The sequence below is a fragment of the Enterobacter sp. Crenshaw genome, assembly GCF_024734705.1.
GTDB lineage: Bacteria > Pseudomonadota > Gammaproteobacteria > Enterobacterales > Enterobacteriaceae > Enterobacter > Enterobacter asburiae_B.
Window position 1 is genome coordinate 764700 of sequence record NZ_CP102932.1, and the last position, 26028, is coordinate 790727.

Here is a 26028-nt window from a genome sequence, read left to right on the forward strand (position 1 = left end):
CTCATGGTGTTTGTGAGGTTATTGGCGAAAGCGACAATTCGTGAGCCGTTTGTTGTTTCAAAATTGTTAACAATTTTGTAAACTGCGGGCGGATAGAACGACCCGGTGGACGACGGGTATAAATTAAGAGGTCATGATGAGCACAGAAATCAAAACTCAGGTCGTAGTACTTGGGGCAGGCCCGGCAGGTTACTCCGCAGCATTCCGTGCAGCGGATTTAGGTCTGGAAACCGTCATCGTAGAACGTTACAGCACCCTCGGCGGTGTTTGTCTGAACGTCGGCTGTATCCCTTCTAAAGCGCTGCTGCACGTAGCGAAAGTTATCGAAGAAGCCAAAGCGCTGGCTGAACACGGTATCGTCTTCGGCGAGCCGAAAACCGATATCGACAAAATTCGTACCTGGAAAGAGAAAGTTATCACTCAGCTGACCGGCGGTCTGGCGGGTATGGCCAAAGGCCGTAAAGTGAAAGTGGTAAACGGTCTGGGTAAATTCACCGGTGCGAACACCCTGGAAGTGGAAGGCGAAAACGGCAAAACCGTGATCAACTTCGACAACGCGATCATCGCGGCAGGCTCTCGCCCAATCGAACTGCCATTCATTCCGCATGAAGATCCACGCGTGTGGGATTCCACCGATGCGCTGGAGCTGAAAACCGTTCCTAAGCGTCTGCTGGTCATGGGCGGCGGTATCATCGGTCTGGAAATGGGTACCGTGTACCATGCGCTGGGTTCAGAGATCGACGTGGTTGAAATGTTCGACCAGGTTATCCCGGCTGCCGACAAAGACATCGTTAAAGTCTTCACCAAACGCATCAGCAAGAAATTCAACCTGATGCTGGAAACCAAAGTGACTGCCGTTGAAGCGAAAGAAGACGGTATTTACGTTTCCATGGAAGGTAAAAAAGCCCCATCCGAACCACAGCGTTACGACGCCGTGCTGGTGGCTATCGGCCGTGTGCCGAACGGTAAAAACCTCGACGCGGGCAAAGCTGGCGTGGAAGTGGATGACCGTGGCTTTATCCGCGTTGACAAACAGCTGCGTACTAACGTGCCGCACATCTTTGCTATCGGCGATATCGTCGGTCAGCCAATGCTGGCGCACAAAGGTGTTCACGAAGGTCACGTTGCCGCTGAAGTTATCGCCGGCATGAAGCACTACTTCGATCCGAAAGTCATTCCATCTATCGCGTACACCGAGCCAGAAGTGGCATGGGTGGGTCTGACTGAGAAAGAAGCGAAAGAGAAAGGCATCAGCTACGAAACCGCCACCTTCCCGTGGGCTGCTTCTGGCCGTGCTATCGCGTCCGACTGCGCTGACGGTATGACCAAACTGATCTTCGACAAAGAGACTCACCGCGTCATCGGTGGTGCGATTGTCGGTACCAACGGCGGCGAGCTGCTGGGTGAAATCGGTCTGGCTATCGAAATGGGCTGTGACGCTGAAGACATCGCGCTGACCATCCACGCTCACCCGACTCTGCACGAGTCCGTTGGCCTGGCGGCAGAAGTGTTTGAAGGCAGCATCACCGACCTGCCAAACGCGAAAGCGAAGAAGAAATAAGTTTCTTCAGATGAAAAAAAGCGGCCAATGGCCGCTTTTTTTATGCGCTGCGTTCAGGGGGCCACAGGCTGCCAGGTTTTATCAGGGCTATAGGCGGCTAGCGCCCGGGCTTTCTGCTCTGAATCGCTGCCGAGATCGGACTGGTACACCTTGTCGTCCTGGTTTATCACAAAGCTCATGACGCCCGTCTGACCATAGCTGACCGGCCAGGCCACCATCGCGAAACCGTGATTGTCCGGCAGGATGCGGAAGCGATAGCCGTGATAGCCGGTACCTGGCTCTTTTGGGCTAAATGCCGGGCCGAGCGGGCTGGGCGCTTCGCCGGGCGAGGCAGGCCAGTACAAACCGTCTTTTTTGCCTTTCGAGCTGACAATCTTCTGCGCGTATTTCTGGTTCATCGCAAAATAGCTTTGCTGCGCATCAACATAGGCATGCAAGGCTTCAATGGCGGCGAGCTCATTACGCCCGATTTCACGGGTCAGGATCTCTTCAGCCCCTTCTTTGATGTCGAACTGCCAACCTGCAGAGGTTTTGATCACCGGGATGGGAAGCTGCCAGCCGCTGTCTCCGACAACCAGATGCGCCGTATCTCCCTCGACAACCGTGGTATGACGGACGTTCCAGTCGCGCAGGAAGCGATCGACAGCATCCGGATCAACGCCCTCAGGCGGGAGAAAATCGCGCCAGTTCTCTCCAAGCAGGTTGGTCATCGTGCTCTCGTTTTGCTCACTGATGGCTTTGGTCAGCGCATCGGTTGCCCGATCGGGCGTGCTAAAGGACTGCTGCGCCATCACCGGGGCCGAAAGCATGAACAACACCATTCCGCTGAGTAGTTTACGTTTCATGTCGGTTCCCTTAGCGATGTCGAATTTCACGGCGTTCAGCACGTCCACCAGACGCCTGACGCGGCTGCTGCTGGCGCGCAGCGAGCTGTCTGCTTTGCGCACCGCGCTGCTGCTGCGCCTGCCAGTTCGCCGAGCGGCTGTCGTTACCGCTCAGCGCATTGGCCCGCGGCTGGCTGCTTCGCTGCTGGAGCGTGCGTTGCTGCGCGGGCTGCGAAGCCCGCTTCTCTTGTCTCTGCGCGGTGGTCTGGCGATTTTCTCGCTGCTGCGCGGTGCTCCGCTTCGCCGTCTGCGGTTTGGTGTCGTAGCCGCGGTAGTTATTGCGCTGCGAAATCTGCTTCAGCTGTTCACCTGAGGCCTGACGCTGCACGTCTTTCGTTCCGGTGCGCGCCGTTTGGGGGAAGGTTTTACCCGTGGATTTCTCCATCTGGCTTAGCGCGGCCTGACGCTGGCTATCGCGGTTAACCGGTTTTTGCTGCGTTGAACTGAGCCCTGTCGCCGCGTTGGTGGAGTGGAAGCGAGTGTTGAGCTGGTTAGTCGGATAGGGCACGCCTTCCCGATAGGCCGGGTTGTGCTGCCAGGTGCGGTTGGCGTCCGTCAGGCGCTGTCCGCTGATTTTATTGAAGTTCTCAACGTTGATATTGATATTGTTATCGCCGTTGCGGTTATAGCCGCCGTGATTATCCCAGTCGCCATGGTGATGATCCCAGTCATCGTCATCATCCCAGTCGATGTTGCTGAAGATGGCATAGGTTGTGGCGACGCCCAGGCTGAAGCCTAAACCGTTTACGAAGCTGTTGCCAAACTGCTCCCCGGGTGTAGGCGGAAGATAGGTGGGCGGATAGGCGGCGTTTGGCCAGGTCCCGTAAACCGTATTGGGGTTATAGGTCGGGACGTAAACAACCTGCGGGTCGGCAGATTCAATTTTGATTACCGTTGGAGCGGGCGCGGCCGTCGTGGTTGTTGTTGCGTCGGTGGCGCTGGTTTTCGCTGGCTCCGGTTTTGTCACGGTGGTGACCGTCTGCTGGGGCGTGGATTGTAAAGCGCCGGTCTTCTGCGCCAGCGCGCGCAGGCGCTGAACGGAATCCATCACGTCCTTCGGCTGCGCGAGAAACGCATCACCCAGATTTTGTACCCACGGCGGGTTCTCACCCATCAGGGACATAAGCTGAGGAAACGCGACCAGCGATTTTACGCTGGGATCCCAGGGCTGGCTGGCAACGGCCTGAATCGCGACGTCCCCTTTCATTTTAGGGTTGTCTTTGGACCACTGCGCCGCCTGGATCACGTTGGCCGGATAGGTCGACGCCATTAAAATTTGCGACAGCAGAGCATCCGGGTAGAGCGCGATGGGAGCAACCCATTGATCGATTTGCGCGGCAGTGTAGGCTGGCGCGACAACAGGTGCGGGCTGGGCTGCGGCAGGCGCAGGTGCAGCCGGTTGTTGTGCGACGGGGGCCGGCGCGGCGGGCTCCGTGGCGCGGCCTTTGACAAACATGACGCCCGAGGCGGCAAACAGCCCGGCACTGCACAAAAGGACGAGCAGATGTGGCTTAAAGGGCAACTTCATAAAATGACTCCAACGAGACAAGCGCTGTGCCGTGAGGCGTTACGGTTGGCGTGAGTATTATTCACCCGCCTTTTACTGTTTTGACTTTTATTGGGAAGCGTCCGGGACGTCCGGATAAAGAGTGTGAGTATTTATTACACAATTATATCTGATGAAGAAAAAACTGAAGTGTCACGGTGCAGAAGATGCCGCAAAAATATGCCCTGAATCCCCGCTACACCATGCTTAACGATTCAGCAAATTTTTTAATGTTGCTTTTTTGTAAACGGATTAACACTGTGCAGAAATCCTGCTATGCTGCCCGACGCGGTATCGGGCATTTACCCTACAAACTGCTGTCTCACAGGAGCGTGAAGAGAACGCCCGCCGCATATGACAATGAGAGCGAGGAGAACCGTCGTGCTAGAAGAATACCGTAAGCACGTAGCAGAACGTGCCGCCGAGGGAATTGTACCCAAACCTTTAGATGCAACCCAAATGGCCGCGCTCGTCGAGCTGCTGAAGAACCCGCCTAAGGGCGAAGAAGAATTCCTGTTAGATCTGCTGATCAACCGCGTACCGCCTGGCGTAGATGAAGCTGCCTACGTAAAAGCCGGATTCCTTGCTGCTATCGCCAAAGGCGAAGCCACCTCCCCACTGGTTACTCCTGAAAAAGCCATTGAACTGCTCGGCACCATGCAGGGTGGTTACAACATTCATCCGCTGATTGACGCGCTGGATAACGACAAGCTGGCACCGATTGCCGCTAAAGCGCTCTCGTCCACGCTGCTGATGTTCGATAACTTCTACGATGTGGAAGAAAAAGCCAAAGCGGGCAACGTCTATGCGAAGCAGGTGATGCAGTCCTGGGCTGATGCCGAATGGTTCCTGAACCGCCCAGCGCTGGCTGAAAAAATCACCGTTACCGTCTTTAAAGTGACCGGTGAAACCAACACCGATGACCTCTCTCCGGCACCGGACGCGTGGTCTCGCCCGGATATCCCTCTGCACGCCCTGGCGATGCTGAAAAACGCCCGTGAAGGTATTGAGCCGGATCAGCCGGGCAGCGTCGGGCCGATCAAACAGATCGAAGCCCTGCAGAAAAAAGGGTTCCCGCTGGCTTATGTGGGTGACGTTGTGGGTACCGGTTCTTCCCGCAAGTCCGCAACCAACTCCGTGCTGTGGTTCATGGGCGACGACATTCCGCACGTGCCGAACAAGCGCGGCGGCGGCCTGTGCCTCGGCGGCAAAATTGCGCCAATCTTCTTCAACACCATGGAAGATGCGGGCGCCCTGCCGATCGAAGTGGACGTTTCTAACCTGAACATGGGCGACGTGATTGACGTTTACCCGTACAAAGGCGAAGTGCGCAACCACGAGACCAACGAGCTGCTGGCAAGCTTCGAGCTGAAAACCGACGTGCTGATCGACGAAGTGCGCGCCGGTGGCCGTATCCCGCTGATCATTGGTCGTGGTCTGACTACCAAAGCGCGTGAAGCGCTGGGTCTGCCGCACTCTGACGTTTTCCGTCAGGCGAAAGACGTTGCTGAAAGCAACCGCGGTTATTCTCTGGCACAGAAAATGGTGGGGCGCGCGTGCGGCGTAGCCGGTATTCGTCCTGGCGCGTACTGCGAGCCTAAGATGACCTCCGTGGGCTCTCAGGACACCACTGGCCCAATGACCCGTGACGAACTGAAAGACCTGGCGTGCCTGGGCTTCTCTTCTGATCTGGTGATGCAGTCCTTCTGCCACACGGCGGCCTATCCGAAGCCGGTTGACGTGACCACGCACCACACGCTGCCAGACTTCATCATGAACCGCGGCGGCGTTTCCCTGCGTCCGGGTGACGGCGTAATCCACTCCTGGCTGAACCGCATGCTGCTGCCGGATACCGTCGGTACCGGCGGTGACTCCCATACCCGTTTCCCAATCGGTATCTCCTTCCCGGCGGGCTCCGGTCTGGTGGCGTTTGCTGCTGCGACCGGCGTGATGCCGCTGGATATGCCGGAATCGGTGCTGGTGCGCTTCAAAGGTAAAATGCAGCCGGGCATCACCCTGCGCGACCTGGTCCACGCGATCCCGCTGTATGCGATTAAACAGGGTCTGCTGACCGTTGAGAAGAAAGGGAAGAAAAACATCTTCTCTGGCCGCATTCTGGAAATTGAAGGTCTGCCGGATCTGAAAGTGGAGCAGGCGTTCGAGCTGACCGATGCTTCCGCCGAGCGCTCTGCGGCTGGCTGTACCATCAAGCTGAACAAAGAGCCGATTATTGAGTATCTGACCTCCAACATCGTGCTGCTGAAGTGGATGATTGCAGAAGGCTACGGCGACCGTCGTACGCTGGAGCGTCGTATCCAGGGCATGGAAAAATGGCTGGCCGATCCGCAGCTGCTGGAAGCCGATGCTGACGCAGAGTACGCGGCGGTGATCGACATCGATCTGGCGGATATCAAAGAGCCAATCCTGTGTGCGCCGAACGATCCGGACGACGCGCGTCCGCTGTCTGAGGTTCAGGGCGAGAAGATCGACGAAGTGTTCATCGGATCCTGTATGACCAACATCGGTCACTTCCGTGCTGCCGGTAAGCTGCTGGATACCCACAAAGGCCAGCTGCCAACCCGTCTGTGGGTAGCGCCGCCAACCCGTATGGACGCGGCTCAGCTGACCGAAGAGGGCTACTACAGCGTGTTTGGTAAGAGCGGGGCGCGTATCGAAATCCCTGGCTGTTCCCTGTGTATGGGCAACCAGGCGCGCGTAGCCGACGGTGCGACGGTGGTTTCCACCTCTACCCGTAACTTCCCGAACCGTTTAGGTACCGGTGCGAACGTCTTCCTGGCCTCTGCGGAGCTGGCGGCGGTTGCGGCGCTGATTGGCAAACTGCCAACGCCGGAAGAGTACCAGACCTTTGTGGCTCAGGTGGATAAGACCGCGGTGGATACCTATCGCTATCTGAACTTCGACCAGCTCTCTCAGTACACCGAGAAGGCTGACGGGGTGATCTTCCAGACGGCGGTATAAACAGCAAAACCGTCTCCACGAGACGGTTTTTAGTGTTTGCACCCTCTCCCGTGGGAGAGGGACGGGGTGAGGGCATCAGGCCGCAGGGTCTTGCTCTCACCTTTTTATTTTCATTCCTCCCACCTCTCACGCTTTTTTTCTTCCTCGCTGCTGCGATAATTACCTTAATGGCTTTGCAGAGGAAAACACTATGGATTACGAATTTCTGCGCGACATCACCGGAGTGGTGAAAGTGCGTATGTCGATGGGCCACGAAGCCGTTGGACACTGGTTTAACGAAGAGGTGAAAGAAAATCTCGCACTTCTTGATGAAGTTGAACAGGCGGCAAATACGGTGAAAGGCAGTGAACGATCCTGGCAGCGCGCCGGGCATGAATATACGCTGTGGATGGACGGTGAAGAGGTCATGGTGCGTGCCAACCAGCTCGAGTTTTCAGGTGACGAGATGGAAGAGGGGATGAGCTACTACGACGAAGAAAGCCTGTCGATGTGCGGCGTAGAGGATTTCCTTCAGGTGGTAAATGCCTACCGCGACTTTATGAAACAGAAGTAACAGACCGGAGCATCCCTGCTCCGGCTTGCTCTTACACGGCCGGAATATTGCGGCCGTAGTAAATCTCGCGCATCTCTTTCCAGAGCAGGTCAGTAATCGCCTTACGCTCTTCTTCGCTCAAATCTTCCGGCTTCGTGTGGAACATATAGTGCTTAAGGTCAAATTCCTTAAGTAACATCTTGGTATGGAAGATGTTTTCCTGATACACGTTCACGTCCATCATGTCGTACAGCGATTTCATGTCCTCGGACATAAAGTTCTGGATGGAGTTGATCTCATGGTCGATGAAATGCTTCATGCCGTTGATATCGCGGGTAAAACCACGCACGCGATAATCAATGGTGACGATGTCCGATTCCAGCTGGTGGATTAAATAGTTCAGCGCGTTCAGCGGTGAAATCACGCCGCAGGTCGACACTTCAATATCGGCGCGGAACGTGCACAGCCCGCCTTCCGGGTGACTCTCCGGGTAGGTGTGCACGCAGATATGGCTTTTATCCAGGTGGGCCACGACCACTTCCGGCAGCGGGCCCGGATGTTCAGTTTTGTCGATAAGCTTCGGGTCGACCGGCTCTTCGCTGACCAGAATGGTCACGCTGGCGCCCTGAGGTTCATAATCCTGTCGGGCGATGTTCAGGATGTTTGCGCCAATAATGGAACAGGTTTCTGACAGGATCTCGGTCAGACGGTTGGCGTTGTAGAGTTCGTCGATATAGGCGATGTAACCATCGCGTTCTTCCGCTGTTTTGGCATAGCAGATATCGTAAATACAAAAACTCAGGCTTTTCGTCAGGTTGTTAAAGCCATGCAGTTTAAGCTTTTTCAATTAGCTCACCCCCTTAGTGGATAATGCGTCTTGCAGGTACTGCGGCAGCGCAAACGCTGCGGTATGGATAGCCGGATTGTAGTATCGGCACTGAAGACCGGCCTGATGGAAGCGGGCCTGAATAATTTCGGTGGAGAGATGGCGTAATACGTCGTTATCGGTCGCCCAGGCAAAGGTCATGATCCCGCCGTAGTACGTCGGAATGGCCGCCTGATAGAAGCTGACGTCATCGAAATAGGTGCTGAGCTTACGATGGCTGTCGAGCGCTTCATCCTGCTGCAGGAAGCAGACGCCATTTTGTGCGACGAAGATCCCGCCCGGGTTCAGGCAGCGCTTGCAGCCTTCGTAGAAGGAGGAGGTAAACAGCGACGCGCCGGGGCCGATTGGGTCGGTGCAGTCGGAGATAATGACGTCAAAGGTCTGCGAGGTCTGGTTAACAAAGTTAACGCCGTCGTCAATCACCAGGCTAAAGCGCGGATCGTCATAGCTACCGGCATTGTGGTTGGGCAGATACTGGCGGCAGAAAGAGACGACGCCCGCATCGATTTCCACCATGGTGATGGTTTCAATGGAACGATGGCGGGACACTTCACGCAGCATTGCGCCGTCGCCGCCGCCGATAATCAGGACATGCTTCGCGTGACCGTGCGCCAGCAGCGGAACGTGGGTCATCATTTCGTGATAGATAAACTCGTCGCGCTCGGTGGTTTGCACGACGCCGTCCAGCGCCATCACGCGGCCAAAGGCGGCGTTTTCGAAGATGATGAGATCCTGGTGATCGGTTTTCTCATGATAGAGCACGTTATCAACGGCAAAGTACTGACCAAACTGGTCATGCAGTGTTTCATGCCACAACGTGTGGTCGGCCATACGCGGACTCCTCCTTTGTTAACATCCGTTACGCTCACAAAAAATGAGCGAAACATGATAGCTAACTATAACCGTGGTTGCACGGCTATAGGTTCAACAGGGGGCGTCGGGAAGGTTATTTGACGTAGGCGAGCAGGCTGAGTGAGTCGCGAGCCAGCGCTTTGCATTTTTTGGCAGTGGGAATACCAATACCGCTTAGGTCACGGTAGCTGTCTTCGCCGAGCGCCTTCATGTCGAAGCTGTCGTAGTTGCTGAGATCCCACTGGTTTTGCTGGGCAAAAAAGACCAGCGCGCGGCGAATCTGCCCGTTGGGTAAATTCTGGTAGCCACAATCATTTTTCAGGAATACAAAAACCGCCGTTAAATCGGCCATATCTTCCGCTTCATTTTCACTTAGCGCATAGCTGTTCGCACACATTGCCATCAGGCTTCCGAACAAAATTGTCCTGAAAAACGTCTTCATTGCTTCTACCACTTCTTCACGGAAAATTAACGTTAGCATACTTGATGCCGGTGCGACGATCTTTATTATTGCCGCTTGACTTGACCTTCCGGTAAGGGGAGGGTTTATGCTCAAAAGATCGCCTGCTGGAAATAAGGAAATGAACATGCAACGTCGTGATTTTTTAAAATATTCCGCTGTGCTGGGGGCTGCCAGCGCATTACCACTCTGGAGCCGCGCGGTTTTCGCGGCCGACAGGCCTGCCTTACCCATTCCTGACTTACTGACCGCTGACGCCCGCAGCCGTATCCAGCTTGTGGTTCAGGCCGGTAAAACGACGTTCGGCGAGCACAACGCCACGACGTGGGGCTATAACGGCAATTTGCTCGGTCCGGCGCTTCAGCTACGTAAAGGGAAAGCGGTGACGGTGGATATCCACAACACGCTCGCCGAAGAGACGACGCTGCACTGGCACGGGCTGGAAGTGCCGGGCGAGGTGGACGGCGGGCCGCAGGGCATCATCAAAGCGGGCGGTACGCGCAGCGTGACCTTTACGCCCGATCAGCGCGCGGCGACCTGCTGGTTCCATCCGCATCAGCATGGCAAAACGGGCCATCAGGTGGCGATGGGGCTGGCGGGGCTGGTGCTGATTGAAGACGACGAAAGCCGCCTGCTGCGCCTGCCGAAACAGTGGGGCATCGACGATGTACCGGTGATTGTGCAGGACAAGAAATTCAACGCTGACGGGCAAATTGACTATCAGCTGGACGTGATGAGCGCGGCGGTAGGCTGGTTTGGCGACACGTTGCTGACCAACGGCACCATTTACCCTCAGCACGCCGCGCCGAAAGGCTGGCTGCGCCTGCGCCTGCTCAACGGCTGTAACGCGCGCTCGCTCAATTTCGCCGCCAGCGATAAACGCCCGCTGTACGTGGTAGCCAGCGACGGCGGGCTGCTGCCGGAGCCGGTGACGGTGAGCGAGCTGCCGATGCTCATGGGCGAACGCTTTGAGGTGCTGGTGGATATCAGCGACGGCAAGCCGTTTGACCTCGTGACGCTGCCGGTGAGCCAGATGGGGATGGCGGTCGCACCGTTTGATAAGCCGCATCCGGTGCTGCGTATTCAGCCATTGCTGGTGGCCGCATCCGGCACGCTGCCTGATACGTTAACCACTTTGCCAGCCCTCCCGTCGCTGGAGGGGCTTACGCAGCGCAAGCTGCAGCTCTCCATGAACCCGATGCTCGATATGATGGGCATGCAGGCGCTGATGGCGAAATATGGCGATAAGGCGATGGCGGGGATGCAGCACGGCCAGATGATGGGCCACATGAATATGGACCACGGCAAAATGGGCGGCATGGGGAATATGAATCACGGCGACCATGGCTTTGATTTCCACAACGCCAACATGATCAACGGCAAAGCGTTCGACATGAACACGCCGATGTTTGCTGCGACAAAGGGTCAGCTTGAGCGCTGGGTGATTTCAGGCGAAGGGGACATGATGCTGCACCCGTTCCATATCCACGGCACCCAGTTCCGCATTCTCACAGAGAACGGCAAAGCGCCGGATGCGCATCGCGCGGGCTGGAAAGATACGGTGAGAGTGGAGGGCGGCGTCAGCGAGGTGCTGGTGAAGTTTGACCACGAGGCGCCGAAAGAGTTTGCCTATATGGCGCACTGCCACCTGCTGGAGCATGAAGATACGGGGATGATGCTCGGCTTTACCGTATAAAAAAAGCCGGGTGGCGGCTTCACCTTACCCGGCCTGGATTTCGCAGGTGCGGCCTGATGCCCTCACCCTGACCCTCTCCCACAGGGAGAGGGAACAAACACAAAAACGGCAACCGAAGTTGCCGTTTTGCTTTTATTTGCCTTCGTCAGGCAACGCATACGCGACGATATAGTCGCCCATCTTCGTGCCAAACGAACCGTGACCACCCGCTGAGATGACAACGTACTGCTTGCCATTCACTTCATAGGTCATCGGCGTGGCCTGTCCACCCGCCGGCAGACGGCCCTGCCACAGTTTTTCACCGTTGGTCATGTTGTACGCGCGCAGGTAGTTATCTGCGGTTGCCGCGATGAACAGCACGTTACCGGCGGTGGAAATTGGGCCACCCAGCATTGGCATACCCATATTGAACGGCACCGGAACCGGCATCGGGAACGGCATGCTGTCCTGTGGCGTACCAATACGTTTTTTCCATACGATCTGGTTGGTTTTCAGATCCAGACCGGAGATATAACCCCAGGCAGGCTGTTTACACGGCAGACCAAACGGCGACAGGAACGGGTTCAGCGTTACGCCAAACGGTACGCCGTACTGCGGCTGAATGCCGGCTTCGGTACCGCTGCCTTTCGCGTCTTTCGGCTGCTCCATTGGGTTGCCCGGACCGCGTGGGATCAGGCGGGAAACGAACGGCAGCGCCATCGGGTTGGCAATTGCCACCTGACGGTTAGGGTCAACGGAGATCCCGCCCCACTCGAACATCCCCAGGTTACCCGGGAAGACCAGCGTGCCCTGCTCAGACGGCGGCGTGAAGATGCCCTCATAGCGCAGCTGGTGGAACATCACGCGGCACACCAGCTGGTCAAACATGGTGGCACCCCACATGTCCGCACCGCTGAGGTCTTTCTTCGGACGGAAGCTCAGGTCAGAGAACGGCTGGGTTTTGCTGACGTAATCGCCTTTCGCCGCGCCCTGCGGAACCGGTTTTTCCGGTGCTGGCACAACCAGCTTACCGTTGCTGCGATCCAGCACGAAGATGTTGCCCGTCTTGGCCGGCGCGTAAATCACCGGAACGGTTTTGCCATCAACGGTAATGTCCGCCAGCGTCGGCTGGGACGGCATATCCATATCCCACAGATCGTGGTGAACGGTCTGGTAGCTCCATGCCAGCTTACCGGTGGTCGCATTCAGCGCCACGATAGCGCTCGCATAACGCTCCTGCTCCGGCGTGCGGTTACCGCCCCAGATATCTGGCGTGGTCACACCCATTGGCAGATAGACCAGGTCCAGCTTCGCGTCATACGCCGCGGGTGCCCAGGAGTTTGGCGAGTTAAAGGTAAAGGTGTGCTCGTCCGACGGGATCGCGTTGGGATCTTTCGCGCCCGGGTCGAAGGCCCACAGCAGTTTACCGGTGTTCACGTCGAAACCACGGATTACGCCGGAGGTTTCACGCGTGGAGAAGTTATCCGTTACCGAACCGGCAATCACGATGGTTTTATCGGTGATGATTGGTGGTGAGGTTGGCTCATACAGACCCGGCGTGGTGTCCGGCATGTTGGTCTGCAGGTTCAGGATACCTTTGTTGGCAAAGGTTTCGCACAGCTTGCCCGTTTCGGCATTGATGGCGAACAGACGGCCATCGTTCACCGGCAGCATGATGCGGCGAGGACAGTCAGCAACCACTTCCGGGCTCGCATTATCGGCGCGCGCTTCATGGTAAGAGACGCCGCGGCAGGTGACGTGCTGGAAGGACGGGTTGGAATTCAGCTGCGGATCGAAGTGCCATTTCTCTTTACCGGTGGCCGCGTCGAGCGCGAACAGACGCTGGTGCGCCGTACACAGGTAGAGCATATTGCCGACTTTAATCGGCGTGACTTCGTTGGTCAGTTCACCCGGATCGTTCGGCATCTTCAGGTCGCCGGTACGGAATACCCAGGCTTCCTTCAGGTTTTTGACGTTGTCCGCGTTGATCTGCTTCAGCGGGGAGTAACGTTGACCTTCCTGGTTACGACCATACGCTGGCCAGTCGCCGTCAGCGACCTGCGAGATAGCCGCAGCAGGCGTGGATTCTGCGTTCAGCGTACCGTTGATCTCCTGCGGGTCATTAAAGCCGGCCCAGGTCAGAATGCCGCCGGTAATCAGCAGGGCAACAACCAGGCCCGCCACAGCACCGCTGGACGGCACAATCAGGCGACGCCAGACGAACGGCAGGATCAGCCAGATACCGAAGAAGACCAGGATGTCGCTGCGCGGCGTCAGTGCCCAGAAGTCGAACCCGACTTCCCAGACGCCCCAGATCATGGTGGCAAGAAGGAGGGCGGCATACAGCCACAGCGCAGATTGTTTTCTACGCAACAGCAGGACGGTTACGCCAACCATAACCAGACCCGCAATCGGGTAGTACCAGGAGCCGCCTAAAGCGACCAGCCAGACGCCACCGATTAACAGATACAGCGCGCAGAAGGCTGCGAATGCGGCTGTTAATGTCACCAGTAGACGCGGCTGTTTAGAGTTTGTTTCAGCCATAGAAAGTGTACTCGTCAGTTTTTGTTAATAATTTGCTAGCAACTAATTATAGGTATTAACAAGTGTGATCGGAATCACAATATTTGCTTTTTATAACTCATACGCCAGGGTTATCCATTTGCTGATATAATGGCTGGCTTGCGTATCGATGCCGGAGATGAATTCACCAGCATTGAGAGATTTTCATTAAAATCATTTGGTTAGTAATATGAAACATACTGTTGAAGTGATGATCCCGGAAGCCGAGATCAAAGCGCGTATCGCCGAACTGGGTCGTCAAATCACCGAACATTACAAGGACAGCGGCAGCGAAATGGTGCTGGTCGGTCTGTTGCGCGGTTCTTTCATGTTCATGGCAGACCTGTGCCGCGAGGTGCATGTGCCCCATGAGGTCGATTTTATGACCGCCTCCAGCTACGGCAGCGGCATGTCCACTACCCGTGATGTGAAAATCCTGAAAGATCTGGATGAAGATATTCGTGGCAAAGATGTGTTGATCGTTGAGGACATCATCGACTCCGGCAACACGCTGTCAAAAGTGCGCGAGATCCTGAGCCTGCGCGAGCCAAAATCTCTGGCGATTTGTACGCTGCTGGACAAACCCGACCGTCGTGAAGTGCAGGTGCCGGTAGAGTTCGTGGGCTTCTCGATTCCTGACGAATTCGTCGTCGGTTACGGCATTGACTACGCGCAGCGCTATCGTCATCTGCCGTATGTTGGGAAAGTAGTATTGCTGGACGAGTAATCGAGGGCTGATGTCCTCACCCCGGCCCTCTCCCATAGGGAGAGGGAGAAAATCCCCGGCTTTATTTATGATTTACATGCTTAAGCTGAAGGTTAGCAATCCCCGAACGGTAACGCTGCTCCAGCGTTTCGCGGTTGGTGGCGGTCACTTCCAGATTGCGCAGCAGGCCATCGTGAATCCCGTACGCCCAGCCGTGGATAGAGACCTTCTGCCCGCGTTTCCACGCTGATTGCATGATCGTTGAGTGGCCCAGGTTATACACCTGCTCCATCACGTTGAGTTCGCAAAGGGTATCCATGCGACGCTCCTGCGGCATTTCGCCCAGCAGTGAGCTATGTTTGAACCAGATATCGCGGATGTGCAGTAGCCAGTTATCAATGAGCCCCAGTTCCGTGTTTTCAACCGCCGCCTGCACGCCGCCGCAGCCATAATGGCCGCAAATGATGATGTGCTCGACTTGCAGAACGTCCACGGCATACTGAACAACAGAAAGACAGTTGAGATCGGTGTGAATCACGAGATTGGCGACATTGCGGTGAACAAACAGTTCGCCGGGTTCAAGGCCGGTCAGGCGCTCCGCCGGTACGCGGCTGTCGGAACATCCAATCCAGAGAAAGCGTGGGTTCTGAGCCTGCGCGAGTTTTCCAAAAAATCCGGGGTCTTCCTCCACCAGCATTTTTGACCATAGTGCATTGTTGCTGATGAGTGTATCTATGTTGTTCATGGAGGTTAGCGACCTGTAACCGAGTTATTGCGTTGCGCTACTATAGGGTAACCCGACTTTTAATGAAACCACACAACGTGTGTAAGAACTGAAGGTAAGTTAATTTCATGGCAATTGCACTGGAGCTTGAGCAGCTTAAAAAAACCTATCCGGGTGGCGTTCAGGCGCTACGCGGAATAGATCTGAAAGTAGAGGCCGGCGATTTTTACGCGCTTCTGGGGCCGAACGGGGCCGGGAAATCGACCACCATTGGGATTATCAGCTCGCTGGTCAATAAAACGTCCGGCCGGGTGAGCGTCTTTGGGTACGACCTGCAAAAAGACGTGGTGAACGCCAAGCGCCAGCTGGGGCTGGTTCCGCAGGAGTTCAACTTCAACCCGTTCGAGACGGTGCAGCAAATTGTCGTTAACCAGGCGGGCTATTACGGCGTTGAGCGTAAAGAGGCCCTCGAGCGTAGCGAAAAATACCTTAAGCAGCTCGATCTGTGGGAAAAGCGTAACGAACGCGCGCGCATGTTGTCCGGCGGGATGAAGCGCCGCCTGATGATCGCCCGTGCGCTGATGCACGAGCCAAAGCTGCTGATCCTCGATGAACCGACAGCGGGTGTTGACATCGAACTTCGTCGCTCCATGTGGGGCTTCCTGAAAGATCTCAACGACAAAGGCACCACCATTATTCTGACCACCCACTACCTTGAAGAGGCTGAAATGCTGTGCCGCAATATCGGCATCATTCAGAACGGCGAGCTGGTGGAGAACACCTCGATGAAGAATCTGCTTTCCAAGCTGAAATCCGAAACCTTCATTCTCGATCTGGCGGCGAAAAGCGCGCTGCCAAAACTTGAAGGCTACAACTATCGTCTGGTGGATACCTCGACACTGGAAGTGGAAGTGCTGCGCGAGCAGGGGATTAACAGCGTGTTCTCACAGCTGAGCGCGCAGGGGATTCAGGTTTTAAGTATGCGTAACAAAGCGAACCGACTGGAAGAGCTGTTTGTCTCTCTGGTACATGACAAACAAGGAGACAAGGCATGACGCATCTTTACTGGGTCGCGCTGAAAAGTATCTGGGCGAAAGAGATCAACCGCTTTATGCGTATCTGGGTGCAAACTCTGGTGCCGCCGGTCATCACGATGACGCTCTATTTCATCATCTTCGGTAACCTGATTGGCTCCCGGATTGGTGAGATGCACGGCTTTACCTATATGCAGTTTATCGTGCCGGGCCTGATCATGATGGCGGTGATCACCAACGCCTATGCCAACGTGGCGTCGTCGTTTTTCAGCGCCAAGTTCCAGCGCAATATTGAAGAGCTGCTGGTCGCGCCGGTGCCGACGCACGTTATTATCGCGGGCTATGTCGGCGGCGGCGTGGCGCGCGGGCTGTGCGTGGGGATCCTGGTCACGGCGATTTCGCTGTTCTTCGTGCCGTTCCAGGTCCACTCGTGGCTGTTTGTCGCGCTGACGCTGCTCCTGACGGCGATCCTGTTCTCGCTGGCCGGTCTGCTGAACGCCGTGTTCGCCAAAACGTTTGACGATATCAGCCTGATCCCGACCTTCGTGCTGACGCCGCTGACCTATCTCGGTGGGGTGTTCTACTCCCTGACGCTGCTGCCACCGTTCTGGCAGGCGCTGTCGCACCTGAACCCGATTGTCTACATGATCAGCGGGTTCCGCTTTGGCTTCCTCGGCATCACCGATGTGCCGCTGTTTACCACGGTGGCGGTACTGGTGGTGTTCATCATCGCCTTCTACCTGCTCTGCTGGTCGCTGATCCAGCGCGGACGCGGGCTGCGCAGCTAATCTTTTGCCCGGCGACGCTCTGTTTGCCGGGCACTTTCTTTGACAGTTATCACCGTAAGCTAACCTTCACTCCGCTAAACTACTTGCCTGCTAAGGAGGGAGTTATGCTGGGATGGGTTATCACCTGCCACGATGAACAGGCGCAGGAAATACTGGATAAGCTTGAAGCCAGATTTGGCCCGCTGGTGCAATGCCGGGCGGTAAACTACTGGCGCGGGTTGAGCACCAACATGCTGAGCCGCATGATGTGCGATGCCCTGCATGAAACGGACACCGGGGATGGCGTGATTTTTCTTACCGATAAATCGGGCGCGGCGCCTTACCGCGCAGCCGCGTTGCTGAGTCATAAGCACGCGTGCTGTGAAGTGATCTCGGGTATTAACTTCTCCCTGCTGGCGTTAATGTATCCGCAGCGTGGATCCTTAAGCAGCGCAGAGTTTCGCCAGGCCATCGTGGCGCAGGGCGTTCCGGGCGTCAGCAGCTTGTGGCATCAGCAGCAAAAAAATCCTCCCTTCGTCCTGCTCCACGATTTGTATAAGAATTAAACGTGGGTATTGATGTCTCATTTGTTACAATAGTGGCAGTTTTCCGCACCGATTAAGACACCATGCTACCGCGCATTCTTTTCTTGCTATTGATGCTCATTTCCGGCGTCAGCTCAGCCAGTTTACTCAGTCAGCACACGCTGCCTGCCCAGTACATGCAAACCACCGAAGATGCGGCGATCTGGGCGCAGGTGGGGAACAGTGTGATCAACGTCGGTAACGTGCGCGCCGGGCAGATCCTGGCCGTTGTGCCCGCGGCGGCGGACTACTACGAATTTCGCTTCGGTTTTGGCACGGGGTTTATCGACAAGGGGCACCTGGAGCCGGTTCAGGGGAAACAGCGCGTCGAGGACAGCCTCGGGGATCTCAATAAGCCCCTGAGCAATCAGAACCTCATTACCTGGAAAGACACGCCGGTGTATAACGCGCCGTCGAGCGGCAGCGCGCCGTTCGGCACGTTAAGCGCCAATCTGCGCTATCCGATACTGAATAAACTGAAGGACCGGCTGAATCAGACCTGGTTCCAGATCCGCATCGGTAATCGTCTGGCGTGGATCAGCAGCCTGGACGCGCAGGAAGATAACGGGCTTCCGGTTCTGACCTACCATCATATTTTGCGTGATGAAGAAAACACGCGCTTTCGACATACGTCCACGACCACTAGCGTACGTGCGTTCAACAACCAGATGGCCTGGCTACGCGATCAGGGTTATACCACTCTGACGATGTACCAGCTTGAAGGGTACGTGCGTAACAAAATGAACCTGCCTGCAAAATCGGTGGTGATTACCTTTGACGACGGCCTGAAATCCGTCAGCCGCTATGCCTATCCTGTGCTGAAAGAGTACGGCTTCAAGGCTACCGCGTTTATTATCTCTTCCCGTATAAAAGGCCATCCGCAGAAGTGGGATCCAAAATCGCTGCAGTTTATGAGCGTGCAGGAGATTAAGGAGATTCAGGATGTGTTCGATATTCAGTCCCACACCCACTTCCTGCACCGCGTGGATGGGTATAAGCACCCGATTTTACTGAGCCGCAGCTATCACGTGATTTTGTTTGATTTTGAACGCTCGCGTCGCGCGCTGGCGCAGTTTAATCCACGCGTGCTCTATCTTTCCTATCCGTTTGGCGGCTACGACAATAAAGCGATAAAGGCGGCGAATGATGCCGGTTTCCATCTGGCGGTGACGACGGTGAAAGGGAAGGTGAAGCCGGGGGATAATCCGTTCTTACTGAAACGCCTGTACATCTTAAGAACGGATTCGCTGGAGACAATGTCGCGGCTGATCAGCAATCAGCCGCAGGGATAGTGCTTAAGCAACCTGAACCGGAATCGCCTTCGCGGTACGTTTCATGTCGTTGTCGCCTTCAAAGTAGGCAACTTTCGGCTGCCAGCGGCGCGCTTCTTCATCAGACATCATCACGAAGCTGGCGATAATCACAATATCGCCCACGTCCGCGCAGTGCGCTGCCGCGCCGTTAACGGAGATGATTTTAGACCCGCGCTCGGCGGCGATGGCGTAGGTTGAGAAACGTTTGCCGTTGTTAACGTTCCAGATATCAATCGCTTCGTTTTCAAGGATGCCCGCAGCATCAAGGAAATCCTGGTCGATGGCGCAGGAGCCTTCATAGTGCAGGTCGGCCTGGGTGACTTTCACACGGTGAAGCTTACCTTGCAGCATTTTGCGAATCATTACGTTTACCTTTCATCTTCCGGGTAGAGAAACCTACGCCAGTTCAACCACTTTGTTGTCGATTAGGCGGGCCTGACCGAGCCATGCCGCCACCAGAATGACCGCACGTTTGCTGGTCTGTGTAAGCTCCAGAAGCGTGTCGGCATCGCGAATTTGAATATCATCAGCGCGGAAGCCTTTATCGTTCAGCGCCTGTTCAGCCAGAGCAATAATCTCTTCGGCCGTTAACTCTTTCGCCAGCAGCTGTTCTGCCATGGTGTTCATGACCTTGCTTAAGCCCGGCGCGATTTTACGCTGGTCCGCGGTCAGGTAGCCATTTCGCGAGCTGAGCGCCAGACCGTCTTTCGCGCGTACAATCGGTACGCCGACAATCTCGATATCGTAGCCCATATCCGCAACCATCTTGCGGATCAGCGCCAGCTGCTGGAAATCTTTCTCACCGAAGCAGGCAACGTCCGGCTGCACCAGGTTGAACAGCTTGCTGACGATGGTCGATACGCCGCGGAAATGACCCGGGCGGCTTGCGCCTTCCAGCATGGTGGAAATGCCCGGTACGTCAACGTAGGTGGCCTCATCGGTACCCTGAGGATAGACATCCGCCGGTGCCGGAGAGAAGACAATATCCGCATGGCGTTTTTTGAGCTTCTCGCAATCTTCCTGCAGGGTGCGCGGATAGCGTGCCAGATCGTCGGCGCGGTCAAACTGCATTGGGTTAACGAAGATACTGACCACCACGATATCTGCACGGGCTCTTGCTTCGTCAACCAGCTTCATATGGCCGTCATGCAGGTTGCCCATGGTCGGGACCAGTGCGATACGTTTACCTTCCTGACGCGCACGACGGATATGCTGGCGCAGCAGCGGCAGGGTTTCAATGATTAGCACAACGAGACTCCTTAATGGAAACTGTGTTCTTCACCCGGGTAAACACCGGATTCAACGTCGGCAATATACTGCCTGACCGCAGCGCGCATGTCGCCCGCTTCGGTGAGGAAATTTTTGGCAAACTTCGGAATATGCCCGCCGGTGATGCCAAAGGCGTCGTGCATCACCAGGATCTGACCGTCGGTCACGTTGCCTGCGCCAATACCAATCACCGGAATCGACAGGGCTTCAGTAATACGCTTCGCCAGCTCAACCGGCACGCACTCCAGCACCAGCAGCTGGGCGCCTGCGGCTTCCAGCGCCAGGGCATCATCAAACAGCGTCTGGGCGGCGTCACCGCGGCCCTGCACTTTATATCCACCAAAGATGTTGACGGACTGCGGCGTCAAGCCCAAATGGCCGCACACCGGCACGGCGCGCTCGGTGAGCATCTTCACCGTATCCACCAGCCAGGCGCCGCCTTCAATTTTGACCATGTTAGCGCCAGCACGCATGACCGCTGCCGCGTTTTCGAATGCCTGCTCCGGCGTGGCATAGGCCATAAACGGCAGATCGGAAAGCAGCAGGCAGGCTGGAGCCCCGCGGCGCACCGCACGCGTGTGGTAAGCGATATCCTCAACCGTGACCGGCAGGGTGGAATCATGTCCTTGTACCGTCATCCCTAACGAATCTCCGACCAGCATGACGTTGATACCCTCTTCGGCAAAGAGTTTGGCGAAGCTGTAGTCATACGCGGTGATGGTGGCGAAGCGTTTTTTTTCCTGTTTGCATTTCTGCAGTAAGGAGATGGTGGTTGGTTTCATACTGTTTCCTGATAGCCCAAAAGCGAATCTTTGCGCATTCTAACAGTAACATTCGGGGGAACAATGATTTTAGGTAACCGATTAGCCACAATTATTTTGAGGTTAATCGGCAGGGGAACCGGATCACCAGCGGGCGGGTCTTTCCGCGTTGAGGTTGTCCAGAATGGTCCTGAGTGGGATGCCATCCGGGAAGATGAGATCGGGGGCGACTTCAAACAGCGGCCAAAGCATAAACCCGCGGTTTTTCATGTCGTAATGCGGAACGGTGAGACGTTCAGTGTTAATGGTTTCGTGACCAAACAGCATAATGTCGAGGTCCAGCGTGCGCGGTCCCCAGCGCTCGGCTTTGCGTACGCGTCCCTGCTGCAGTTCGATGCGCTGGGTGTTATCCAGCAGCGTTTCGGCATCAAGGGCAGTTTCCAGCACCACGGCGGCATTGAGATAATCAGGCTGATCCTGCGGGCCCAGCGGCGGCGTGCGGTAGAAAGAGGAGACCGCCACGATCTTACTTTGCGGGATCTCCCCCAGCGCCTGTACGGCAGCGTTCACCTGCTCCAGCGGAGAGGCTAAATTGCTGCCGATGGCGATATACGCGAGGGTCATGCTGTCCCTTCACGACGCGGCGCGCGTTTGCGCGGACGGCGATGGCGGCGACGCGGTTCCGGCTCTTCATCCAGCCCGGTGAGCATATCTTTTTGCTCCGGCGGGGCGGAAACCTGGAATTCGGCCCACCACTGCGCCAGGCGCTGCAGTTCCTGATTGCGTTCAATTTCAGCACGCAGCGACAGCAGATCGAAGGCGGCGCGGAATTTTGGATGCTCCATCAGCTTCCAGGCGCGTTTGCCCTGACGACGGGACATGCGCAGCTGAAGCTGCCAGATATCGCGCACCAGCGTGGTAATGCGTTTTGGAATAGCGAGCGTACGGCACCCTTCGTCCAGCACGTCGTTTGCGGCCAGCGCGAAGGCGTCATAATAGGCAAGCCCGCTCTCCTGGGTAATTCGCTGGGCCGTTTCCAGCAGCGGATACCAGAACATCGCCGCAAACAGGAACGCCGGATTGACGCGCATGTCGTTGCGAATACGGGTATCGGTATTTTTCAGCACCTGCGCAATCATCCGCTCCATTGGGCTGTCACCGCTTTCGGTGAAGTAGCGGGTAATGGTCGGGAACAGGGGCTGGAAAAGGTTGTATTCGCGCAGCAGATTGTAGGTTTCAAAGCCGTGGCCGGCCTGCAGCAGCTTCAGCGCCTCTTCAAACAGGCGGGCAGGCGGCACGTCGTTAATCAGCGTCGCCAGGCGCGGAATCGGCTCTGCCGTTTCCGGGCTGATGCGCATATTGAGCTTGGCGGCGAAACGCACGGCGCGCAGCATACGCACGGGATCTTCGCGATAGCGCGTTTCCGGCGTGCCGATCAGACGGATCAGACCTTCTTTCAGGTCCTGCATGCCGCCGACGTAATCACGCACGGTGAAATCCGCCACGCTGTAATAAAGGCTGTTGATGGTGAAGTCGCGACGCTGGGCATCTTCTTCAATAGAGCCGAAGATATTGTCGCGCAGCAGCATGCCGTTCTGGCCGCGCTGTGACGTGGTGCGATCGGATGCGCCCGCTTCGTGGTGGCCGCGGAAGGTCGCCACTTCGATAATTTCCGGGCCAAACATCACGTGAGCCAGACGGAAACGGCGGCCAACGAGACGGCAGTTGCGGAATAATTTGCGCACCTGCTCAGGCGTGGCGCTGGTCGTCACGTCGAAATCTTTTGGTTTTTTGCCCAGCAGTAAATCACGCACTCCACCGCCCACGAGATAGGCCTCGTAGCCCGCTTTATTCAGACGATAGAGCACCTTGAGGGCATTTTCACTGATATCTTTGCGGGAAATAGTGTGCTGCTCACGCGGAATAACCGACATGTGTGGCTGTGCAATAGCATCGTTCGCCATGCTCTCTTCGCGGCTTAGCACTTTACGGCAAAAATTAGCGACTCGGGTAAAAATGGTACACCTCGTAGTGTGTTTTGTTATGAAAAAAGCGGCTAATCATAGCTCAGCGCAACGCATTTGAGAATGCTGGATTTTTGGCACTGCCGCGAGCGTCCAGTTGGCAACGGCCATTTTCAGCAGTTCGTCAATACGCAGATCCTGCCATTCGTTGGTTACATTCTGGTTGAGAAATCGCAGCGCGTCGATCAAAACAGGACGCGGATCGCCGTCTGGCAGGGCCGGGGCGTGGTTCTGCTTTGACAATTTAAAGCCCTGCGCATTGACCGCCAGCGGCAGATGAATGTAGTCCGGTGCCGTCCAGCCAAACTGGTGATACAGCGATATTTGTCGCACGGTCGGCTCGACCAGATCCGCCCCGCGCACAATTTCCGTCACGCCCTGGAAACGATCGTCGACGACCACCGCCAGGTTATAGGCAAACAGGCCGTCACGGCGGTGAATAATAAAATCCTCACGCGCCAGACGTTCATCGGCATGAATCTCACCGGAGAGGAGATCGGTAAAGCGCGTCACCGGGGAGCGCTGCTTTATACGTACGGCGGCATTTTCCGGGGGAAGATTAAGCGTGCGGCAGTGGCCGTCATAGACCCCTCCCACGCTCTGGATACGCGCGCGGGTGCAGGTGCAGTTATATGAAAGCCCCCGATCGCGAAGCCAGGCCAGACGTTCCCGATAGGCATCGTGACGTTTTGACTGCCAGAGCACCTCGTCATCCCAGTGAAGACCGTAATGTTCCAGCTGACGCAGAATAGTGTCTGCAGCACCGGGAACTTCACGAGGAGGGTCAATATCTTCAATGCGTACGAGCCATTTTCCCAGGCGGGCGCGAGCCTGCAGGTAGCTGCCGAGCGCGGCAATCAATGAGCCGAAGTGTAATTCACCGGAAGGAGATGGCGCGAAGCGCCCAATATAGTGTGATTCAGACATATCAACAGTAACAAGGCGGGAGAGACTCCCGCCTTTGGAGTGTGTAAACAGCGCTGGTATTAACCGGCCATCTGTTTTTCGCGGATTTCGGCCAGCGTTTTACAGTCGATGCACAGATCGGCGGTTGGACGCGCTTCCAGGCGACGAATACCGATTTCAACACCGCAGGATTCGCAGTAGCCAAAATCTTCGTCTTCGACTTTTTTCAGCGTTTTCTCGATCTTTTTGATCAGTTTGCGTTCGCGGTCACGGTTACGCAGTTCGAGGCTGAACTCTTCTTCCTGAGCGGCACGGTCTACCGGATCCGGGAAGTTGGCAGCTTCATCCTGCATATGAGTAACGGTGCGATCGACTTCATCCCTGAGTTGATTACGCCATGCTTCAAGAATACGCTTGAAGTGCGACAGCTGGGCTTCGTTCATATACTCTTCGCCCGGCTTCTCTTGATACGGCTCCACCCCAGCGATGGCGAGAATACTCAGGGACGATGTTTTACGGTTTTGCCCTTCTTGCATGTTGCTTCTCCTTAACACGCACTATCGATCCCCGTGTTGGGGGAAAAATCAGGTCGCTATAAATAGCAGATGCTTTTCCGTAAGGCAATTATCTAAACGTAACACTTGACAAGCCTGTGAGGAAAAGCGTATTTGCGCACGCGGCCAGAACACTTATTCGACAATCGTCTAATCCCTTACAAGACAATGGGAAGAGAGGATCTCAGAGTCATATTATCGGCAGAAAGTTCCGCTTTATAAGCGAAAACCTCTACCCCCTGCTTTTGTGCCTCATTCAACAATTGCGCGTATTTAGGATCAATATGGCGGGCAGGGGAGAAACGTTCAATGGCTGAATGCAACACCGCAAACAGCAATACGGCGCGTTTGCCCGCCGCCGCAACACTCATTAGCTCTCGCAGATGCTTCTGGCCACGCAGCGTTACCGCATCCGGGAAGTAGCCATTTTCCTGTTCCGCTAACGTCACTGATTTTACTTCAATATAGCACTCGGGCCTGTCTTCCGCCTGTAACATGAAGTCAATTCTGCTGCCTTCATCGCCATATTTCACTTCACTTTTATGCGTGCCATATCCCACCAGTTCGGGAATGGCGCCAAGGGTCAGCGCTTCCTTAACCAGCTGATTTGCGCGCTGGGTATTAACGCAAATAAATGCTCCGTTTTGGGTTTCGGTCACTTCCCAGGTATGGGCATATTTGCGTTTACTATTTTCTGATGTGGAATACCAGACCCTGTCACCCGGCGTCGCACACCCCGTCATGGCGCCGGTATTGGGGCAGTGCAGGGTGAGATGAACCCCTTCGGGGGTGATCACGTCGGCGAGGAAGCGTTTGTAGCGTTGGATAAGCGTAGCGTGCTGCAGGGGAGGACTAAACTTCATCAGAATTCCTTTCGGTGTTGCCCAGCGTCCAGCGCTGTAGCGGCGTATAGCGGGTGCGTCCCTGTGCAAAGACGGATTCGTAAAGCGCGAATGCGTTGACCGGAAAGGCCCAGTGAAAACCCGGCGGCGGGATGGCAACGGCCTGACCGGCATCGCGCAGCAGCGTGATATGTGGATGAAACGGCTGTGGGCTCTGATAACAGCCGCTGCGCGCCGCCTGGGCGCGCAGCATATTCGCCAGCTGCAATAAGCCGCGCGGCGGCTGGCGCGTTCCCAGCCACACCACGCGCGAACGCGGCCACTGGCCCGCGTCGTCGAGGTGCAGCGTCAATTCCGGCTGGGCAATACGCCCGGCCATTGCGGCTAACGCCCGCTGTTTTTCGGCACTGACGTCGCCCAAAAAGGCCAGCGTCAGGTGCAGGTTGGCCGCCGCGACAGGGCGGCCCGCTTCCGGCGGAAAGCAATCGGCGCGCCAGCGAACAATTTGACGCTGTATTGTGGTGGGCAATTCAATGGCAAAAAACAGCCGTTTCGACTCAGGCATACGGAGGACTCGGTAATGATATGCGCCGATGCTACAATGTAC

At 56.0% G+C, this 26028-nt stretch carries 25 protein-coding genes; 9 read left to right on the forward strand and 16 right to left on the reverse strand.

Features of this window, described 5'->3' with window-relative positions; all coding sequences use genetic code 11:
* The first annotated feature begins 136 nt into the window (after window positions 1-136).
* Window positions 137-1561: a dihydrolipoyl dehydrogenase gene (gene lpdA / locus NWV12_RS03550; protein WP_003856313.1), complete on the forward strand. Its 1425-nt coding sequence runs from the start codon at window positions 137-139 to the stop codon at window positions 1559-1561.
* Window positions 1562-1614: 53 nt separating this feature from the next.
* Here lpdA and NWV12_RS03555 read toward each other — a convergent pair whose 3' ends face one another.
* Together NWV12_RS03555 and NWV12_RS03560 are read right to left on the reverse strand one after the other, a co-directional pair.
* Window positions 1615-2406 (reverse strand): DUF2950 family protein, encoded by a 792-nt coding sequence (locus NWV12_RS03555; protein WP_048979049.1) that lies wholly within the window; start codon window positions 2404-2406, stop codon window positions 1615-1617.
* 10 nt (window positions 2407-2416) lie between these two features.
* Window positions 2417-3973, reverse strand: a complete 1557-nt coding sequence (locus tag NWV12_RS03560; RefSeq protein WP_048979000.1) for a DUF3300 domain-containing protein — start codon at window positions 3971-3973, stop codon at window positions 2417-2419.
* A gap of 399 nt (window positions 3974-4372) precedes the next feature.
* On the opposite strand from NWV12_RS03560, the gene acnB reads away from it, so the two are divergent.
* Both acnB and yacL read left to right on the forward strand, forming a co-directional pair.
* Window positions 4373-6970, forward strand: coding sequence for a bifunctional aconitate hydratase 2/2-methylisocitrate dehydratase (acnB, locus tag NWV12_RS03565; protein ID WP_033144650.1), 2598 nt, complete (start codon window positions 4373-4375; stop codon window positions 6968-6970).
* A gap of 190 nt (window positions 6971-7160) precedes the next feature.
* Window positions 7161-7523, forward strand: a complete 363-nt coding sequence (gene yacL, locus NWV12_RS03570) for a protein YacL (RefSeq protein ID WP_023310423.1) — start codon at window positions 7161-7163, stop codon at window positions 7521-7523.
* 31 nt (window positions 7524-7554) lie between these two features.
* Here yacL and speD read toward each other — a convergent pair whose 3' ends face one another.
* The 3 genes from speD to NWV12_RS03585 all read right to left on the reverse strand — a co-directional run bounded on the left by speD (window position 7555) and on the right by NWV12_RS03585 (window position 9682).
* The gene (gene speD, locus NWV12_RS03575; RefSeq protein WP_032649781.1) at window positions 7555-8349 is read right to left on the reverse strand and encodes an adenosylmethionine decarboxylase; all 795 of its coding nucleotides are present in this window, start codon (window positions 8347-8349) and stop codon (window positions 7555-7557) included.
* Window positions 8350-9219, reverse strand: coding sequence for a polyamine aminopropyltransferase (gene speE / locus NWV12_RS03580; RefSeq protein ID WP_023310424.1), 870 nt, complete (start codon window positions 9217-9219; stop codon window positions 8350-8352).
* A gap of 115 nt (window positions 9220-9334) precedes the next feature.
* Window positions 9335-9682, reverse strand: coding sequence for a YacC family pilotin-like protein (locus NWV12_RS03585; RefSeq protein ID WP_014882582.1), 348 nt, complete (start codon window positions 9680-9682; stop codon window positions 9335-9337).
* A 145-nt stretch (window positions 9683-9827) separates the two neighbouring features.
* On the opposite strand from NWV12_RS03585, the gene cueO reads away from it, so the two are divergent.
* On the forward strand, window positions 9828-11396 hold the full coding sequence (gene cueO, locus NWV12_RS03590; protein WP_048978999.1) for a multicopper oxidase CueO: 1569 nt from the start codon (window positions 9828-9830) through the stop codon (window positions 11394-11396).
* A 132-nt stretch (window positions 11397-11528) separates the two neighbouring features.
* Here cueO and NWV12_RS03595 read toward each other — a convergent pair whose 3' ends face one another.
* Window positions 11529-13919, reverse strand: coding sequence for a glucose/quinate/shikimate family membrane-bound PQQ-dependent dehydrogenase (locus NWV12_RS03595; RefSeq protein WP_039260774.1), 2391 nt, complete (start codon window positions 13917-13919; stop codon window positions 11529-11531).
* A gap of 208 nt (window positions 13920-14127) precedes the next feature.
* Between NWV12_RS03595 and hpt the strand changes: the two genes are divergently transcribed.
* Window positions 14128-14664, forward strand: a complete 537-nt coding sequence (gene hpt, locus NWV12_RS03600; protein WP_008501948.1) for a hypoxanthine phosphoribosyltransferase — start codon at window positions 14128-14130, stop codon at window positions 14662-14664.
* Between the two features lie 61 nt (window positions 14665-14725).
* Here the strand turns inward: hpt and can are convergent, their stop codons facing one another.
* Window positions 14726-15388 carry a carbonate dehydratase gene (can, locus tag NWV12_RS03605; RefSeq protein WP_008501947.1) on the reverse strand — a complete coding sequence of 221 codons (663 nt, stop codon included), beginning with the start codon at window positions 15386-15388 and terminating at the stop codon, window positions 14726-14728.
* Between the two features lie 107 nt (window positions 15389-15495).
* Between can and NWV12_RS03610 the strand changes: the two genes are divergently transcribed.
* The 4 genes from NWV12_RS03610 to NWV12_RS03625 all read left to right on the forward strand — a co-directional run bounded on the left by NWV12_RS03610 (window position 15496) and on the right by NWV12_RS03625 (window position 19044).
* Window positions 15496-16422: an ABC transporter ATP-binding protein gene (locus tag NWV12_RS03610; protein WP_032660633.1), complete on the forward strand. Its 927-nt coding sequence runs from the start codon at window positions 15496-15498 to the stop codon at window positions 16420-16422.
* On the forward strand, window positions 16419-17189 hold the full coding sequence (locus NWV12_RS03615) for an ABC transporter permease (protein WP_023310428.1): 771 nt from the start codon (window positions 16419-16421) through the stop codon (window positions 17187-17189). Before NWV12_RS03610 ends, NWV12_RS03615 begins: the two co-directional genes overlap by 4 nt.
* 104 nt (window positions 17190-17293) lie before the next feature.
* Window positions 17294-17734, forward strand: coding sequence for a PTS sugar transporter subunit IIA (locus NWV12_RS03620; protein WP_101744434.1), 441 nt, complete (start codon window positions 17294-17296; stop codon window positions 17732-17734).
* A gap of 62 nt (window positions 17735-17796) precedes the next feature.
* Window positions 17797-19044, forward strand: coding sequence for a polysaccharide deacetylase family protein (locus tag NWV12_RS03625; RefSeq protein ID WP_048978997.1), 1248 nt, complete (start codon window positions 17797-17799; stop codon window positions 19042-19044).
* Between the two features lie 3 nt (window positions 19045-19047).
* On the opposite strand, the gene panD is transcribed toward NWV12_RS03625, so the two are convergent.
* From panD to thpR, 9 genes are all read right to left on the reverse strand, one after another.
* On the reverse strand, window positions 19048-19428 hold the full coding sequence (gene panD, locus NWV12_RS03630; RefSeq protein WP_006810068.1) for an aspartate 1-decarboxylase: 381 nt from the start codon (window positions 19426-19428) through the stop codon (window positions 19048-19050).
* Window positions 19429-19461: 33 nt separating this feature from the next.
* Window positions 19462-20313 (reverse strand): pantoate--beta-alanine ligase, encoded by an 852-nt coding sequence (panC, locus tag NWV12_RS03635; protein WP_023310431.1) that lies wholly within the window; start codon window positions 20311-20313, stop codon window positions 19462-19464.
* An 11-nt stretch (window positions 20314-20324) separates the two neighbouring features.
* Window positions 20325-21116, reverse strand: coding sequence for a 3-methyl-2-oxobutanoate hydroxymethyltransferase (panB, locus tag NWV12_RS03640; RefSeq protein WP_014882600.1), 792 nt, complete (start codon window positions 21114-21116; stop codon window positions 20325-20327).
* 123 nt (window positions 21117-21239) lie between these two features.
* Entirely contained in the window at window positions 21240-21719 is a 480-nt protein-coding gene (folK, locus tag NWV12_RS03645) for a 2-amino-4-hydroxy-6-hydroxymethyldihydropteridine diphosphokinase (RefSeq protein ID WP_033144656.1), read from the reverse strand.
* Window positions 21716-23113, reverse strand: a complete 1398-nt coding sequence (pcnB, locus tag NWV12_RS03650; protein ID WP_072162357.1) for a polynucleotide adenylyltransferase PcnB — start codon at window positions 23111-23113, stop codon at window positions 21716-21718. The genes folK and pcnB overlap by 4 nt, the downstream gene beginning before the upstream one ends.
* 42 nt (window positions 23114-23155) lie before the next feature.
* Window positions 23156-24046: a tRNA glutamyl-Q(34) synthetase GluQRS gene (gene gluQRS, locus NWV12_RS03655; RefSeq protein ID WP_048978995.1), complete on the reverse strand. Its 891-nt coding sequence runs from the start codon at window positions 24044-24046 to the stop codon at window positions 23156-23158.
* Between the two features lie 59 nt (window positions 24047-24105).
* Window positions 24106-24561, reverse strand: a complete 456-nt coding sequence (gene dksA / locus NWV12_RS03660) for an RNA polymerase-binding protein DksA (RefSeq protein ID WP_001155232.1) — start codon at window positions 24559-24561, stop codon at window positions 24106-24108.
* Between the two features lie 176 nt (window positions 24562-24737).
* Entirely contained in the window at window positions 24738-25442 is a 705-nt protein-coding gene (sfsA, locus tag NWV12_RS03665; RefSeq protein WP_048978994.1) for a DNA/RNA nuclease SfsA, read from the reverse strand.
* On the reverse strand, window positions 25432-25986 hold the full coding sequence (gene thpR, locus NWV12_RS03670) for an RNA 2',3'-cyclic phosphodiesterase (RefSeq protein ID WP_101744435.1): 555 nt from the start codon (window positions 25984-25986) through the stop codon (window positions 25432-25434). The genes sfsA and thpR overlap by 11 nt, the downstream gene beginning before the upstream one ends.
* Window positions 25987-26028 lie beyond the last annotated feature (42 nt).

Coding starts and splice junctions, on each gene's coding strand:
- lpdA (WP_003856313.1), top strand. CDS start 137: ATGAGCACAGAAATCAAAACTCAGGTCGTAGTACTTGGGGCAGGCCCG.
- NWV12_RS03555 (WP_048979049.1), bottom strand. CDS start 2,406: ATGAAACGTAAACTACTCAGCGGAATGGTGTTGTTCATGCTTTCGGCC.
- NWV12_RS03560 (WP_048979000.1), bottom strand. CDS start 3,973: ATGAAGTTGCCCTTTAAGCCACATCTGCTCGTCCTTTTGTGCAGTGCC.
- yacL (WP_023310423.1), top strand. CDS start 7,161: ATGGATTACGAATTTCTGCGCGACATCACCGGAGTGGTGAAAGTGCGT.
- speE (WP_023310424.1), bottom strand. CDS start 9,219: ATGGCCGACCACACGTTGTGGCATGAAACACTGCATGACCAGTTTGGT.
- NWV12_RS03585 (WP_014882582.1), bottom strand. CDS start 9,682: ATGAAGACGTTTTTCAGGACAATTTTGTTCGGAAGCCTGATGGCAATG.
- cueO (WP_048978999.1), top strand. CDS start 9,828: ATGCAACGTCGTGATTTTTTAAAATATTCCGCTGTGCTGGGGGCTGCC.
- NWV12_RS03595 (WP_039260774.1), bottom strand. CDS start 13,919: ATGGCTGAAACAAACTCTAAACAGCCGCGTCTACTGGTGACATTAACA.
- hpt (WP_008501948.1), top strand. CDS start 14,128: ATGAAACATACTGTTGAAGTGATGATCCCGGAAGCCGAGATCAAAGCG.
- can (WP_008501947.1), bottom strand. CDS start 15,388: ATGAACAACATAGATACACTCATCAGCAACAATGCACTATGGTCAAAA.
- NWV12_RS03610 (WP_032660633.1), top strand. CDS start 15,496: ATGGCAATTGCACTGGAGCTTGAGCAGCTTAAAAAAACCTATCCGGGT.
- NWV12_RS03615 (WP_023310428.1), top strand. CDS start 16,419: ATGACGCATCTTTACTGGGTCGCGCTGAAAAGTATCTGGGCGAAAGAG.
- NWV12_RS03620 (WP_101744434.1), top strand. CDS start 17,294: ATGCTGGGATGGGTTATCACCTGCCACGATGAACAGGCGCAGGAAATA.
- NWV12_RS03625 (WP_048978997.1), top strand. CDS start 17,797: ATGCTACCGCGCATTCTTTTCTTGCTATTGATGCTCATTTCCGGCGTC.
- panD (WP_006810068.1), bottom strand. CDS start 19,428: ATGATTCGCAAAATGCTGCAAGGTAAGCTTCACCGTGTGAAAGTCACC.
- panB (WP_014882600.1), bottom strand. CDS start 21,116: ATGAAACCAACCACCATCTCCTTACTGCAGAAATGCAAACAGGAAAAA.
- folK (WP_033144656.1), bottom strand. CDS start 21,719: ATGACCCTCGCGTATATCGCCATCGGCAGCAATTTAGCCTCTCCGCTG.
- gluQRS (WP_048978995.1), bottom strand. CDS start 24,046: ATGTCTGAATCACACTATATTGGGCGCTTCGCGCCATCTCCTTCCGGT.
- dksA (WP_001155232.1), bottom strand. CDS start 24,561: ATGCAAGAAGGGCAAAACCGTAAAACATCGTCCCTGAGTATTCTCGCC.
- sfsA (WP_048978994.1), bottom strand. CDS start 25,442: ATGAAGTTTAGTCCTCCCCTGCAGCACGCTACGCTTATCCAACGCTAC.
- thpR (WP_101744435.1), bottom strand. CDS start 25,986: ATGCCTGAGTCGAAACGGCTGTTTTTTGCCATTGAATTGCCCACCACA.